Here is a 17,121-nt window from a genome sequence, read left to right as displayed (position 1 = left end):
CACCTCCTCGGTCGTGATCTCGGCCTGCCCTCCTGAGGGACAGGCCGAGCCCCGTTTCCGGGCCGTAAATTTGAGCCCGCGACGTTAACCCCCTGCGGTGTGCATGGTCCGCCCCATGCAGATCACGAACGCCGCTGACCGTATCGCCGCCCGCCTCGAAGCCAAGCGGGCCCGCCGTCCTTGGAACGCTGATCTGCATCCCCGCGACAGCAAGGGGCGCTTCATCGAGACGGGCGGCATCGCCCGTCTCTGGGGTGGCGGCATGGCGCGCGTGCTGCGCTCCCTGGGCGGCCGCCAGGTGCTCGTGGAGAACCTGAGCACCCACGAGCGGTCGAACATCCACGCTTCCCGGCTGACCATGGTTGCCCGGCCCGACGGCACCGCCCCGACCCGGAGCAAGAAGAAGGTCCGCGACGAGGACGAGCGCCGTCAGGCGGACGGCCGGCGCGGCACGGGCCGGGACGCCGAGGACGCCGGCGACCAGGGTGACACCCCCGACGATCCCCACGACCAGGACGACGAGGGCAACGGCATCGGGGACGACGTCGAAGGCGAGGACCACGGTGCCGGGCCTGAGCCCGAGGACGACGAACCGGAGGAGGAGAAGCCCGCGCCGAAGCGGGAGCGCCGGGACCCCAAGCGCCGATTCAAGACGCTGGAGGACGTCCGGGGCCACTGGGCCGGCGGCAGGGTCCGCGCCTTCACCGAGAACCAGAAGGCCCAGGAAGCGCACAACAAGCAGATGGCCGAGCTGATCGACAAGCTCGACAAGCCTCAGCTCTCTCGCAACGGCCACTTCGTCGTCGGCCACATGACCTACAAGAAGGACGGCGAAGACGTCTCCGGCTGGGCCGTCATCCACACCGACACCGGTCTGCGCCTCACCACTGCCGACCGGAAGGCGGAGGCCACCGACTTCGCCAACCGGATGGAGAGCGCGCAGCTCGACGGGAAGCCGATCGACTGGAACGACCCCGCCTCGTTTGACCAGCTCAACAGCCCTGAGGGCCGCGCCATGGGCGGCCGCATCGCGCACGATGCGAAGGAGGCGTTCTCGCAGCGGGCCGCGAAGAAGCGCGAAGGCGCCACCGCCCGTACGAAGCCTGCTCTCGCGGCGTCCCCCGAACAGCGGGCCGCGCAGGGCGCTGCCGCCCGCACCGGCGCGCCAGCGGGGAACGTTGCCGTTGGCCACGTCGGCCCGAAGCAGGCGACCAGCGACGAGCGCGGCCGCCCTCGCAACTCCGAGGAGCTCCGCGAGTTCTGGAAGCGCGGCGGCGCCGACACCCCCGCCGGGGAAGACACCAAGAAGACGCAGGCCGAGGCTCTGCGCCGCATGGCGAACGATCCGAACCTGCGGATCCACCTGGCCAGCCACCACGGCTTCGCCATCGTGGAGGACACCAGCCGCAACGACGACTGGCGCTTCACCGTGATGACGGCCGGGTCTGGGCGCCGCCTGTCGGGCCTGGGCCCCCACCGCCTCGGCCGCTACGGCAACTTCCCCGACCAGGAGACCGCTGACCGCTTTGCGCTCTACCTGGGCAGCAACCTGCGTGATGGAGACGGCCGAACCCTGGACTGGGGCAGCCCGGACGTGGAGAAGGCGCTGGCCGCCTTCCGCGACAAGGACGGGCAGCCCTCCAACGTTGCGGTCTGGCTGCTTGCCGGCCAGTTCGACCGCGAGCGCGGCATGAACGACAGCCAGGCCGCGCGGTTCGGCAGGCGCACGCCTGCTGACGGTGAGGAAGAGCGGGACGGGGCCCGGGACAATGCGGGCGCCACCGCGCCGAGTGATGATGTGACCCCGCAGCAGGCCGCCGGCCAGCAGCGCGACAACCAGGAGGAGCAGGGTGAGCGGGTACAAGGCGCTGGTGAAGGCGTTCTGGGAGACGTACCGGCCGCAGGCGCTGGCCGAACTGGCGGAGACGACGCCGCCGGAGACGTTCTTCGCGCAGATCAGCGCGGAGATCGAGGAGCTGATCGCGGAGTACCGGGACGACTTCCGGGAGGAGACGACTCCGGGGATGGACTTCCGGGAGGCGATGGGCAGCGTGAACATGGCGACGCTGCGGGCCCGGGAGAAGGCCCTGCACGAGATGGTGTACAGCCTGGAGAAGGAGCCGGGCACCGAGGATCTGGAGATGCCGCGGGTGAGCCTGCCGAAGATCGCAGCCGGGTAGGTTTCGGCTCCCGCGAGCAGGAGCAGACCGCCCCGCAGTTCCAGCCGCCGGAGGACGGGCGCAGTCTCGTCCCCTCTGGCGTGGCCGCTCGTGTCAAGGCGAACATTGCCGCGATCGAAGTCCTGCGCCGGCTGGAGGCCGAGAACCGGCCCGCGACCGCCGCTGAGCAGGAGACCCTGGCCCGCTGGTCGGGCTGGGGCGCGACCCCGCAGGTCTTCGTCCCGAACCCGAAGCCTGAGTTCGAGCCGCTCCAGAAGAAGCTCCGCGCCCTCCTCACCGACGACGAGTGGGAGGCCGCCGAGGGCAACACGCTCAACGCCCACTACACCGACCCGTCCATGGTGCAGGCCGTGTGGAAGGCCGTGCGCGAGCTCGGCTTCGACGGCGGCAACGTGCTGGAGCCCGGCAGTGGCTCCGGCAACTTCATCGGGCACGCGCCCGACGGCGCGCATATGACCGGCGTTGAGCTGGACCCGATCACCGCGGGCATCGCGAAGGCCCTCTACCCGCAGGCCGACATCCGCAATGAGGGCTTCGAGAAGACCCGGGCCGCCGACGGAACCTTCGACCTCGCCATCGGAAACGTGCCCTTCGGCGACTACCAGGTCGTGGACCTCCGCCACAACAAGGGCGGCCACAACATCCACAACCACTTCATCCTGAAGTCCCTGGATCTGACCCGCCCCGGCGGCCTGGTCGCCGTCGTCACCTCCCGCTACACCATGGACGGCTCGACGCCCCGCGCCGAGGACGCCCGCATGGAGATGGCGCGCAAGGCCGACCTGGTCGGCGCGATCCGCTTGCCCACCGGCGCGCACCGCCGCACGGCCGGCACCGACGTGGTCACCGACCTGCTCATCTTCCGGCGCCGGGAGAAGGACAAGGAGTACACCTCAGGCCGCCTTCGGAACGGCGAGGTGAAGCCGCCCGAGCAGCGCAAGAAGGACGACCCCCCGGTCTGGGTCCACTCGGTGAAGGTCGAAGACCTCCCCGGCCAGCCGGACGACGAGGCCGACAAGCTCCTCGCCCCGGACGTCCACGTCAACCCGTACTTCCTGGACAACCCGCAGAACGTCCTGGGAGAGATGGAAGTCGGCCACGGCATGTACGGGCCGGGCGAGCTGCGCGTCGTCGGCGACGGCGACCTGGACGCCTCGCTCGACAAGGCCCTCAAGAAGGCCGTCGCCCGTGCGAAGGGCGCCGGGTTGTCGTACACGCCCGAGAGTGGCGAGCGCCGCAAGGTGGAGCTGCTGCCCGAAGGCTCCGACCGCATCGACGGCCACGTTGAGGTCGCTCCCGATGGCACGTTCACCCAGGTTCGCGACGGCATGATCCGCCCGTACGACGTGCCGAGCACCCAGGCGGAGGAAGCCCGCCAGCTCCTGGGCCTGCGCGACTCGTTCAAAGCCCTGGTTGCCGAGGAAGGCCGCGCGGACGCCGACGAGCAGCTCATCGAGACGCTCCGTGGGGACCTCAAGGCCCGCTACGACAAGTACCACGCCAAGTTCGGGTCGCTGAACCGGTTCGAATGGGCCAAGCGGAAGTCCACGGACCCGGAGACCGGCGCGGCCGTCGAGAAGGCGTACCGCAAGCGCCCTCCGATGGGCGGTCTGCTCACCAAGGACCCGACGATGGCGATCCTGCTGTCGCTGGACTCCTTCGACGCGAATACGGGCACGAGTACTCCGGCCGCGATCTTCACGAAGCGGCAGGCCAAGCACCGCTCCATCGCGGAGCGAGCGAGCTCGCCCGAGGACGCCATGGCGATCGTCATGGAGCAGCACCCCACCCTCAACGGCGAGGCCCTGGGCAAGGTCATGGGGCTGAGCCCGGCAGCGGCCCGGGAGAAGCTCCTGGCGGCGCGCTCCGTCGACCCGGACACCGGCGATGAGTACCCCCTCGTCTTCGAGCCGCACAACGGCGGCGACCTCATTCCGGCCGCCGACTACCTGTCGGGCAACGTCCGCAAGAAGCTGGAGGAGGCGCAGGCCCTCGCTGGCGAGGATGCCCGCTTTGAGATCAACGTCAAGCAGCTCGAAGCCGTCCTGCCGCCGGACATCTCCCCCGGCGAGATCGACGCGCCCATGGGCGCGTCCTGGCTCGGCGCCGGCCCGGTGCAGCAGTTCCTGCGCGAGCGGCTCAACACCCCCCTGGTCACGGTCAGCTATCAGGGCGGCTCGCTGTGGAAGGTGGACGCCCCGGACAGCGTCAAGAAGGGCCGGGCTGCACAGCAGGTCTGGGGTGTGCCCGGCTTCAACGCGGTCAAGCTCGCCGAGACGATTCTGACCAACGGCCGCATCCGCGTCACCTACCAGGACGAGAGCGGCAAGACCTACCTGGACGAGGAAGCCACCGCCGCCGCGCAGACCAAGGCCGACGAGCTGCGGGAGGAGTTCCAGGACTGGCTGTGGGCGACCCCTGAGCGCTCCGACGCCATCAAGCGGGCCTACAACTACACCCACAACAACCTGGCGCTCCGTTCGTACGACGGGCAGCGCCGGACGATGCCGGGCCTGGCCGAATGGTTCAATCCGCACCCCCATCAGCACGCCGCGGTCGCGCGGATGGTCAACGAGCCGGCAGTCCTCCTGGCCCACGAGGTCGGCGCCGGCAAGACCGCCGAGATGACCATGGGCGTGATGGAGCTCCGGCGCCTGGGCCTGATCAACAAGGCCGCGATGGTCGTCCCGAACCACATGCTCCAGCAGTTCACCGACGAGTTCGCGGAGCTGTACCCGGAGTCCGCCGCCAACGGCCGCATCCTGTCCGCGTCCAGCGAAGACCTCCAGGGCCGCAAGAGGCGCGAGTTCATCGCCCGCGTCGCCACCGGCGACTACGACGCGGTCATCCTCACGCAGAACGCCTTCGAATCCATCCCGATGCGGCCCGAGGTCCAGCTCGAATACATCAAGCGCGAGGCGAAGGCCCTCAAGCGGGCCCTGGAGCGGCAGAAGGAGCAGGACGAGGCCGACAAGCCGGGCGTCCGTACGGACTCCCGGATGGTCAAGGAGATCCAGAAGCGGCTCCGCAACCTCGAAGCGAAGATCACCGCGAAGATCGAGGCCTCGAAGGACACGGCCGGCCTGTACTTCGAGGACACCGGCATCGACTACGTGGTCGTGGACGAGGCGCACCACTACAAGAACCTCTCCACGAACTCCGGGATCCCCGGCGCGGGCATCGAGGGCTCCAACCGGGCTTCCGACCTCGACATGAAGCTGGAGTACCTGCGGAAGAACACCAAGTCCGGCCGGGTCGTCACCTTCGCCACCGCCACGCCGATCTCCAACAGCGTGACCGAAGCGCACACCATGCTGCGCTACCTGCGGCCCGACCTGCTGGAGGCCGCCCGGGTCCGCGACTTCGACGAGTTCGCCTCCACCTACGGAAAGATCGTCTCGGGCGTCGAGCTCGCCGCGGACGGCTCCGGATTCAAGGAGGTCTCCCGGTTCGCGGCCTTCCGCAACATGCCCGAGCTGCTGCGGATCTGGAAGACGGTCGCGGACGTCAAGAACAGCGACGACCTCGCCGAGTACCTCGACACCCCCGACGTAGCCAGCGGCAAGGCCATCACGATCTCCGTCGAGCCGACGGAGCAGATGCTCGCCTACCAGGACCAGCTCGCCGCGCGGGCCCGCGCCGTCAAGGGCGGCGACATCGACCCGCGCGTCGACAACATGCTCAAGATCAGCTCGGACGGCAGAAAGGTTTCTCTCGACCCGCGGATGGTCGGCCTGGACGAGAAGGGCCTCAAGCTCTCCACGGCCGCCGACAACATCCGGCGGATCTACGAGGACACCAAGGACGCGGTCTACCCGACGTCGAAGAACAACCCGACCCCCCACGCCACGCCCGGCGGCCTTCAGATCGTGTTCCTGGACATGGGCACGCCCAAGGACCCGGGCAAGACCAAGAAGAAGGGCAAGAAGGGCGACAGCCCGGCCAGCATGGACGAGCTGGCCGAGTCCCCGTTCCCCGCCTACCAAGAGCTCAAGGAGCTGCTGGTCGAGCGCGGGGTCCCGGCCGACAAGATCCGCTTCATCCACGAGGCGAAGAACGACGCGGAGAAGGCGCGCCTGTTCCACGACGCCCGGACCGGCAAGATCGCCGTGCTCGTCGGCAGCACCGCGAAGATGGGCACCGGCACCAACGTCCAGCTCCGCGCGACGGCACTTCACCACCTCGACTGCCCGTGGCGGCCCGCCGACCTCGAACAGCGCAATGGCCGCATCATCCGCCAAGGCAACATGAACCCCGAGGTGGCGATCTTCCAGTACGTCACCGAGCAGTCCTTCGACGGCTTCTCCTGGCAGACCGTCGCCCGCAAGGCGAAGTTCATCCGCCAGCTCATGAAGGGCAACCTGACCGATCGCACCGTCGAGGACATCCCCGACGGCGTGTTCAACGCCGAGCAGGTCACCGCGATCAGCACGGGCAACCCGCACCTGCTGGAACAGGCGAACGTCAAGGCATCTCTCGCAATCCTCAAGCGCAAGCTCAAGGGCCACGAGCGGACGATCGAGGGCTACAAGTCCACGATCCAAGCCACCGAGCGGCTGAGCAAGGCGACCGACCAGCTCGTCGCCCAGCTCCAGGACGTCGTGAAGCGGAAGAAGAACACCCGCGGCGACGACTTCAACGCCACCATCGGGAACACCGACTTCACCAAGCGCGACGAAGCCTCCAAGGCCTTGGCCACCGCCGCCCTCGCCGTTCTCCGCCAGGGACAGAACGACCCGCGCGACAGCCGGCCGCCGACCGTCATCGGCCGTGTCGGCGACATCGAGGTCACCGCCAAGTACCGCATGGCCTGGGACAACAACGGGCGTGTGCACCTGGTAGACATCAGCATCCCGGACGTCCCGCAGAGCCGGCACAGCTACACCGAAACCGACCTGCGGACGGAGTCGAACCTGCGCATCACGCGCCTGGAGGACTCCCTCGCCGATGTCGAAAAGAAGATCGTCCGCGCCCAGAGCCACCTTCGTCAGGAGGAGCGCGCCGCGGCGACCGCCCGCGAGCGCGTGGACAGGCCCTTCGAGCAGGCAGCCGAGCTCGAAGCGGCCGAGCGCCGCTCCAAGCTGGTTGGCGCCATCATCCGCGAGCAGAGCCGCCAGGTCGGCAGCACGGAGGCCGGGAAGGAGAAGGCGGCCCGACTGGAGCAGCTGGAGCACCAGCTCCGAGAGGCCCGCATCGCCGCTGGCGAGGAGTCCGGCGACATTGACGACCCCGCAGCCGCGCAGGACACCGACCTCCTGCCCCGCACGCCGGCGCCGCCGTCCATCAGCACGGACGACAAGGGCCGCCCGCGGATCCTGTGGCCGGACGCCGAGGCGAAGAAGGCCGCCAAGGAGCGGGAGAAGCGGGAGAAGCTCCAGCGCGCCCGCGAGGAGCGCGGGGAGACCGTCCTCGACCCGGAGCAGGTACGCAGCGATCTGGCCGGCCTGAGGGGTAAGGAGGAGGCGCCCGCTGCTGAGGAACAGCCGGAGCCGAGTTCTGCGGCGCCGAAGCCCGAGAAGCCGTTCACGCCCGCCGACGTGAAGCCGGACGACGTCGTCCGGCACAGCGACCGCGACGACGCCACTGATGACGACGAGGGCGACGACGGCCAGGCAGAGGAGGAAGTCACCCTCGACCCCGAGCGGGTTCGCTCCGAGCTGGACGGTCTCAGCCCTGCTTCCGAGGAGCAGCCGGACGCCGCGTTCGCCGCCCGTCTAGAGCTGGACACGGCACTGCACGAGGTCGACTCGGCGGAGAGTCGGCTGCACAGGGCTGCGATCAGCACCTGGGGGACCGAGGAACGCGTACCGGCCGGAGTGAAGCTGATCCGCCGTTCGGTTCTGGCCGCCGTCGCTGCCCTGACCGATGGCGAGTACGACGGTGCCGAGCAGCACGTCCTGGACGCCCGGGAGAGCGCGGCCCTGCTGCTGGGCACGCTGGACGACGACGAGCAGGGGGTCAGCGAGCCCCTGCGCGACCTGATCGCCTCGATTGATGGCTATCTGCCGATCCACCGGGAGAAGAGCGGGGAACTGGCCGGGGCGGTTCGCAGCGCCGAGCGCGAGGGCGACGTGCAGAACCGGCCGGACGCCAACCACCCGGCAGACGCACGCCCCGAGGAGACCTCGGCGGGCGACGCGGTGTCGCCGTCCGCCGAGCAGGCGCCGGAGGCCCCTGACGCTGCGAGCGCAGACGTCGTGGAGGGGGATCCGGACTCCAAGGTTCGGCCGGACAGCGATACCGCGGAATTTGGGGGGCCGCAGGACGGCCCCCACTTCGGCGGCGACATGGCGACGGCGGCAGAGCTCTCTGATGGCGCCTGGATCTCCGTCGTGGTCCCCCGCGATCGACTCCTCAGCATTCCTCCCCGACTCGGCGAAAGGGCTCGTCTCGTCGGCCGTGTGGAGCACGTAGACCACAGCCGCAGCGGCCTCGTCCGTTTCACGGTCGTTTCCCGTCACCCGGAAGACCCGAGCCTCGAATTCACGGAGCAGGTCACCCTCGACGACAACAGTCCGGTCGAGCTCCTGCCTGAGGGGAACCCGGGACGCACCGATGTCTCCGACCTGACGCACCGCATGCAGCTCCAGGCGGAGCAGCGGGCTTCCGCACGCGTCGTAGCCCCTGAGGGCTGGGAGGCCGTGGGCGACGGCGCCCGGATCATGCCGAAGGTGGGCGACCGCTTCCGCATCCGCCACCACATGGACCGCAACACGTACACGGACGTGGAGGTCGCGGGTCCGTCCGACTGGCGTGGTGACGGCTACTGGCATGCACTGGGCACGAGCCGAAGGTTCCACCCGCGGGACATCGTCGCGGTCCCGGAGGGGGCGGACGTCCAGTACGACGACCGCCCTGAATCCGACACCGATCGGTCCGCGGCCCCCGAGCCCACTCCCCGGGCGCCGTGGGAGCCGGACATCAGCGACGAGCCGGACGCTGAGATCGTCGCCCCGGAGGAACTGGGCGTCGGCGACCGCATTCGCGTGGATACGCAGAACCCCGCCGGCAACCGGGTGACCCGCGAGGGCTTCCTGCTGGCCGCCCCGAAGCAGGTGACCGCCACACGCGACGGGAAGCGGATCAAGGCATGGCGCCTGCACATCTCCGAGACCAGAGACGCGAGCCCGAGCACGTCGAACGGTGTCGCAATCCTGAGGGACGACATGGCGGCACGCCTGCCCTCAGCGGATCTGGAGCACCGGCGCACGGACGAGCCTGACTCGACCCCCGAGCCGAAGCGCAGAGAGCGCGACGAGTCGTCGGATACCGGTGAGAAGCCGCCGTCCCCCATCGGCTGGCAGGGCCCCGAGGAGGCCCGCGAGACGGTCGGCGAACACGACGGAAAGCCGGTGGAGATCGGCGAGGAGCACCTCGTCCCCAGGAAATTCAAGTTCCACGCAGACGAGTCCCGCCGTGCCATCTACCTCGACGGCGAGCGGATTGGTTCGATCTTGCGCGACGGGTCGGGAGCGGCAGGTGAGGAAGCCTGGCGCGCCGATCACGACGTACACGGCCGTCTCGGATGGTCCCGTAGCCCGGAGGACGACAATTCCGCGCAGGCCGCCGCGATGGCTGTGGCCCGCGACCACGACGCGCCGATGCTGAGCTTCCCCTCGGACCCCGACAGCGGGGCCCGCGCGGAGGCGATCCGGCAGTGGGCGGGCGTTTGGGCACAGCCGCAGCCGGCCGGGATGAACAACGTGTTCCTCGACCGAGCACGTGACCAGAACCGGGAGAGGTGGGCTGGCGGCGTCAGCGACCCGTGGGATGTCCGCCTCTGGATCTCCACGATGGCCAACACCGACCCTTCTGCTCAGTACGACGAGAACACCCGGCGCAGCCTGGAGAACGTGCCGCAGGAGGCCCGGCAGTTCCTGACCGGCCTGTCCGATGACCTGCGGTCCACCGTGCTGAACATGGGCACGGACCTCCGCGCAGACCTGCGGCCTGTCCTGATGGACGGCCTTGCCACCCGCGACGGCCGAAAGACGGCCAGGGCTCGGATGGACGAGATGGCCGAGGAGCGGGTCGAGAAGATTCGGCAGGCGGTGCGCGAGCAGATCGCGCGGGCCCGCGCCGAGGCTTCCCGGCATGGCCTCACGGAGCAGCAAGCCGAGGACTTCATCGTCAGCGTGGCTGGGGGCGACAACCCCGACCAGGTGTCGTACGGCATCCGCGGCGCATTCCCCGAAGCGCTCCGGCCTCTCACGGCTGCCATCGCAGACGCGCGCGCCTATTGGGCCGCCTTCGCGGGCTGGGCCGGGCAGGACGACAGCAGCAACTGGGCCGGGATGCACTGGGAGAACGGCCGCCGCGAGGAGATCGGCGCGCCGCTGCTCCCCTTCGCCGATCCTCGTACGGGTACCGGAACTCCGGTCATCGGCGAGATGGAGCTGCCCAAGGGAATGCGCTGGGCACGCGGTTCTGATCTGCGCGTGGGCGACATCTTCCACGCGGTGAGGCATCCGCGATCCGGCACCGCCGACGTCTTCGACGGCATGTCAACACCCCAGTACGTCATCAACAACCACCGAGACGGAGTCGAGGGCCGTATCCGCTCGGTGACGCTTGACTCTGACAGCGGGGGCCACGACCCGCAGCCCGACGACCACGTGATCATCGTGGACAACCCGGACGCGTCGATGAAGAAGCGCGCCAGGCACCGCGCGCGCACAGACATCAACATCAACTGGTACGTCCCCGAGGACGACCAGACATTCGAACTCGGCGGCCCGGAGCGCGTAGCCGAGTTGGTTGCCCGCGCCGAGGTCACGCAGATCACGAAGGACGACACCAAGGAGGAGTGGAGCGTCAGCGTCGATGGCGTTGCGATCGGCCAGATCACCAACAACCGCAAGGATCGAGTCCTGGAGTACGACGCCGTCAGCTCAGACGGCGAGCGTCGTACCTGGAACGGGAAGAACCTCGCCACGGCCGGACTCGTTGCCGCGCACGAAGGCGTGGAAGGACGCGAGGAGCAGGACAGCGACCGCGACACCGCCCGCGAGCAGGACGACGAGCAGAGCCAGCGGAGCCCCGACGCCGACCGTCGCGACAGCCATGAGGGCGATGAGCCGCCGACGGGTCTCCCCGTGCCCTCCGCTGGCAATGACGAGCACGACCCCGACCAAGACGACCCCGAGGCCGGCAACGCAGATCAGCCTGCCACGGGTGACCGTGAGGACGACCGCAGAAAGCGGCGCCGGCGCCGTGACCGTGACCGTGGGAAGCCGGAAGGCCCCGGCGTGCCGGGAGGTGGCGGGCTGTCCGTTCCGCACCTTCCGAATGAGCGCGACCGGAACAGCTCCGACGACGACGGCTCCTCCGCCGACCCGGACGACGCCGGTCGGCTGAAGGCCCTCCTGGCCCGGTACCGCTCCGGTGACGTTCCCGCCCCGCAGGGCGCGGACCCCGAGCGGCACGCCGAGTACCTGCGCGGGCTCGCCCGCAACGACAGCCTGACCCTGTCCCCCGACGGCGGTCTGGTCACCTGGACCAACACCAGCGACAGCGGCACCTGGAGGTTCGCGCACGCCGCCAGCGGCCTGCACCTTGAAGGCTGGGAGGCCGACGGAGAAGCCATCGGCGGCCGCGAAGGCGCCCGCCGTCTTGCGGGCGCCTACGAGCAGATGCGGGACGAGAACGGCCAGCCCATCGACTGGGCGGCGGCGCAGCTCAACAGCCAGTCGCTCCGTGAATGGCGCGACGAGCACGGCAACGCGCTCGGTACGGCGATCGAGCGGGCACGGCAGGACGCGGCCATCTCCAACCCGCGCCGAGGCGAGCGCACGAAGGAGGCCACCGACAGCACGCCGGCGGACAATGCAGAGGACCGGCGGGGCCTTGCTGACGCGCTGGCCGACGATGCAGCCACCCCCAACGAGGAATCGACCGCCGGTTCCCTGACGGGCGGCGAACGCGATCCCGGCGACGTTGAGCAGGAAGCCGCTGGTTCCACGGAGGACTCCCGCCAGTTGGACGAGGCGGCCTCGCGCTACGCGATCAACGCCTACCACGGAGCTGGCCCGCAGCGCAGCGGCGTCGTAGACGGCCGCCGCGTGCCCACCGCTGATGAGCTCAAGCAGTACGAGACCGGCGAAAGCCGGGTGATCAACGAGGAGGGCGAACTGGCCCTGTTCGGCTCGCCTGAGCGGATGCGGCAGCTGGCGACCGAGGGCTCCGTGCCTACTCCGGTCATGCGCTCCGACCACGACGGACAGGTATGGCGGAATGGTCGCCTGATCGGCACCCTGTTCGGTACCCACCTTCACTCGACCTCCGAGAACCCGGAAGAAGTCTGGTGGAGCGAGCCCCCCCTGAGCAGTATCAACGGCACGCACTTCCGCTCCCGGGAAGCCGCTGTTGCTCACCTCGTGCTCCGCGACATGGAACGCGGCGAACCCGACTTGGGCGTAGTGCACCCCGACCTCGCATGGAGCCTGAGGGGCACGGGTACAAACCTCGGCTTCCCCGCCGACAAGAATCCGCTGCGGGGCCTGGAAACCCTCCGTAACGACCCGGAAGACATGGAGCGCTACGAAGCGCTGCGTGGGCTGCTGGCTGATCTCGGCCGGGGCGTGACGCCCAGTGGCAATGTCGCCGACGATCTGGACCGCCTCCACGACGAACTTCGCTGGCTGGACTCGACGCACTACCGCCATCAGCAGCCCAACCTCAAGGACCGCTACATCCTCGGGCCCGGCTGGCTGGCAGACGAGATCAGCGAGGCTCTGGATGTGCTGCGTCCAGAGGATCCGCGAGCCCACCACCACGAAGCCAGCAAGAACCGTGCCGCCCGGCAGTTCATTGAGGAGCTGCTTGCCAACGGGGGTATGCGAAACGCCGAACGCGTCTCGGTTGCTGACCTTGACGAGGGTGACCTCGTCCGCTTGGACGGTCGCATCACCGGCCTCTACGCCGGAGCCACAGGTCGGCGGACCGGGTACGTCATTGCGGGGCCGAAGAGGGCGACCTTCACTTCGGGCGGCGTGAAGCACAAGGCGTGGCGGATCACGGTCTCTCCGGACCCGTATTCGGGCGCCCGTGACCGCCTGGACGGCATGACGTTCCTCATCCCTGTAGAGGACGGCCCGGTGCCCCGGCTCGCCCGTGCCGAGGACATCAGCCTGCCGTTCGACGCACACCGCTACGGCCGCGCGGTCGGCGAAACCCCTCGCGCGAGCCAGACACCGGACAACGATGGTGAAGCCGACGCTCCTGACTCCGACACTGATGCACCGGCCACGCCCGACGTTCCGGAATCTGTTGCGTCGACCAGGCCGGCCGCCACAGCACATCCCGCGCAGCCGACAGACCGCGCGCAGCCGACGGACCGCAGGTCTCCCTCCGGCGACAACCGCGGTACGGCCTCAGGGCCGGATACGGACACGGAGACCGGGCGGCCCGCCTCCGACGAGGCGGGGAGCACCGACCGCCAGGGTGAGCCTGCTACGGGCAAGCCTGACACCGAGCTGGAGACCGCGGCCGAGCCCGAGCCGGTGGGCGGCCGGCCCGCGGAATGGGTCAAGGTCAGCGACCTCGGCATCAGCGACCTGGTGCGCATCGAGGGCATCACGAAGAACGGCACACCGCGCACCCTCGCCGGATACGTGGTGGACGGGCCCAAGGAAATAGCGACCGTCCGGGCCCGCCGAGTGCAGGGCATGTACCGGGTGCTGATCGCCGAGACCCCCGATGGCCGCGGCAAGCGGGAATCGGTGTGGGTGACGCCCGACGCCACCGCAGCGCGCGCCACCCGCGACGACAACGACCGCGTCCAGAACGCGCCGGAGACCGGTGCGGAGGCTGATATTCGTGCTGGCCGGCTCTCCGAACGCGTGCCCACCGACCGCAGCGGTCAGGGTCTGTTCCCAGGCTCGGTCGTCACCGACGCCGACGGCCGCGAGGGTGTCGTCACCGGCGCCAACGCGAACAGCGCCCGCGTCCAGTTCGGCGACGACCGCACTGACGACGCCCATTCCCCCACCTCCCTGAACGTCACCGATGGAGGAGCGGCCCGGCCGAGCGGCTGGACCGCCGACGGTCACCTCGTACGCCCCGGCAACGTCGTCGGCGACCGCGACGGCAACATGCTCGGCACCGTCGAGGACGTGGACGGGGACACCGCGACCGTCGCCACACCGCAGGGGATGGAGGACCGGCCCGCTACCGACCTCCGTGTCCTCGGCGGCGTCAAGGACGTCGACAGCGGCCAGCCCGCCAAGATCGGGCGGCTGGAGAGGGTTCCGGTCACCGACATCAACGAGGGCGACGCGATCATCGTGGACGGCCCCGACGGCATGACCACGGTCGAGGTGACCGGCAAGGAAGAGGTCTCCCCCACCCACACCCGCATCACCGCGGTGGACACCACCAGCGGCGAGCTGCACAGCCTCGACGGTGGCGCGGATGCCGCCTACATGCGGGCTCTGGACAACGAGGGTCGCCCGGTTCGCCTCGGGCCCGAGGACGCCCCCGACAGCCAGGGCGAAATCACGAACCGCGAGCCGGCCCCGGCCGTGGACCCCGTCGACGGGCCGACGGTGGAGCCTCAGCTCTCCCCCGAGGAACGCGACGCCATCGCCGACCGCGGTGAGGCCCCCACCGACTCCCCCGACGCCCAGCAGGCGGCAGCCCGCATCGCCAACGACCTGCCGGTCACTGTGGAACAGGCCACTGCCTTGGCCGAGGAGCTGCGAGACGGCGCCGACACTGCGACCCCGGAAGGGCGGGCAGCGCAGCGCGCGGCGGACCACCTTGATGCTGCGGCCGGCAACGAAGTGGAGGAGCCCGAGATGCCCGAGCCGGGCACCGTGGGCACCGTCGGTGTCGGCGACACCATCGCCCTGCCGGGCGAATTCGACAGCAACACCATGGCCGCGTACCGCGTCGTGCAGATCCAGGACGTCCCCGGAGGCGTACGGGTCCTCACGATCGAAGATGAGGACGGGATGCGCTTCACGCGGCCCCTGCCTTCCGGCGATCCGCTCTACCAGCTCCCGGAGCCGGGGGCCCCGACGGACGACCCGGACGCGGAACTGCGCGACCCCAACCCGGGGCCGGACGCCGACCAGCTGCGCGCCGACTACGCGGACGCCGTAGCGCGCGCCGTCATTGACAACGCGATCGAGGGCACCAACACCCCGGGAAGCATCCACCAGCTTCGTGAGCAGATCGCCCAGCAGCTCACCCCCGAGAGTCTGCGCACGGCCATGCGCCAGGCACGCAACGGTGCGCTCGCCGCGATCACCGATACCGGAGTCGAAGGAGACCAACACGACGAACTGGTGCGCTCGCTGCGCCCTGAGGCCGCCCGCGCCCGCACCGACGCGATCCGTGCGGCACTCCGTACGGTGAACGACCTCGAACCGCTCCACGGGGAATCGGAAGCGGACACCGCCCGGCGCGCTGCGGACCTGCTCCGCCTCATTCCCGAGGCACTGCGTAACCGGCCGGAGAGCGACCCGGGCGATGAGCAGAGCAGCGTGGACGAAGCCGTGACTCAGCACGCCGACGAAGCCGTGGGCGAAGCGCTCCAGGCGGCAGCGAGCGGCGGCCCGCTCACCGACGAGCGCAGGGCGGCCATCGTGGCGCAGCTCGCCGAACGCATGGCCGCGACCCGGAACGCCACGGCAGAGCGGATCGCGGCGAACGTGCCCGCCAGCCGCCGCCCGGGAGTCCTGGCGCGCATCGTGGCGGGGCTAGTCCTGCTCGCGCAGAAGCTCATTGCGCTGATCGCCGCCTTCCTGAATGCTCTGGCCAAGCTGTGGCGAAGCGGCAAGGCCGGTCTGCGCCGTGTCCGTGAGCGGATCTCCCGCTTCCGTCGCGGCCTGATGCAGCGGGTCCGCTCGTGGCCCGAGACGCGCCGTCTGCGCCGCCTGGCCGCGGCCGCCGACCTTCCGGAGCACGCTGACGGCCTGCCGCTCGGCGACCGTGTGGCTCACTGGGCGCGGCTCCTTCCGGCGCCGGGCCGTTTCGGGCAGGTGTCCCGACGGGCCCGCTGGTACCGGCCGGCCGCCCGCTCATCGCTGGCGGCCGGACAGCTTCCGCCGGTGCAGGACGGCGTGCGGTGGACCGCAGACCGCGCGGTCGACGGCGGACCCGGCCCGCAGGCCCTGCGCCACCTGGCCGCCCTGAGGGCTGCCGGACAGGACGTGGACGCGGACGTGGTGGCCCGGCTCTCGGCCGCCGCGCCCGAGCTCGGGGACGACCCACACGGCACCGTCCGGCACGCCTCGGATTACGCCGAGTCGGCCGAACGCCGCCTTCGTGATCTGGAAGCGGCGGCAGCCGGCGGGGCCCCGGATACCGACCTGGAGATCGCCGCCGCCCGCGTCGAGGCCCAGTCTGCTCGGCAGGAAGCGGCCCGGCTCCAGCAGTCGTACGCGGCCGCGCTCCCAGGCGCCGTCCGCGACAGCATCGCCGAGGTCCGCGAGGTGGGACCCGGGACCACCGCAACACTGGTCACCACCCCCGACAGCGACCCGGATGCCGCCCGCGTCCTGACGGACGTCGCCCAGTTCATCCCTCGGGACTGGCTGTCGCCGACGGAGGCCCGGTTCATCGGAGCCCGCAGCGGGAACGCGGGCGGCTACGACCCGGACAGCCGGGTCGCGACCGTCGCTGACCTCGGGGACGGCGGCCGCCGGACGGCGGCCCACGCGCTGCTCGTCCACCTTCAGCAGCACTACCCCGACCTGCTGGCGGCCCAGGAGGCGTTCCACTTCACCCGGACCCACAGCGGCCGGACCGGGGCGCGGCGGCGAACCAGCCTGGACGCGCTTCTGGCCCGACTGTTCCACGGGCGCACGCAGCGAGGACGAACGAGCGATGTGGTGCCGCTGGGGCTGGGGACGCTGTTCTCCGGCACCTGGTACGAGGACGACGACCTGCGAGCTTTCCTCCTCGGACTGCTCGCCACCCGGTAGAAGGAGAACGC

The 17,121-nt window shown here is 70.1% G+C and carries 1 protein-coding gene; it reads left to right on the top strand.

Annotated features, from left to right (window positions below):
* Window positions 1–115: 115 nt before the first annotated feature.
* Window positions 116–17,110 carry a DEAD/DEAH box helicase family protein gene (locus ACZ7IF_RS26940; RefSeq protein ID WP_470976181.1) on the top strand — a complete coding sequence of 5,665 codons (16,995 nt, stop codon included), beginning with the start codon at window positions 116–118 and terminating at the stop codon, window positions 17,108–17,110.
* Window positions 17,111–17,121: the final 11 nt, after the last annotated feature.

Source organism: Streptomyces sp. NPDC037421, from assembly GCF_055602105.1.
This window is presented reverse-complemented; position numbering and strand designations above follow the sequence as displayed.

Excerpts from the sequence above, each read along its gene's own strand:
- ACZ7IF_RS26940 (WP_470976181.1), top strand. The coding sequence starts at position 116 with ATGCAGATCACGAACGCCGCTGACCGTATCGCCGCCCGCCTCGAAGCC.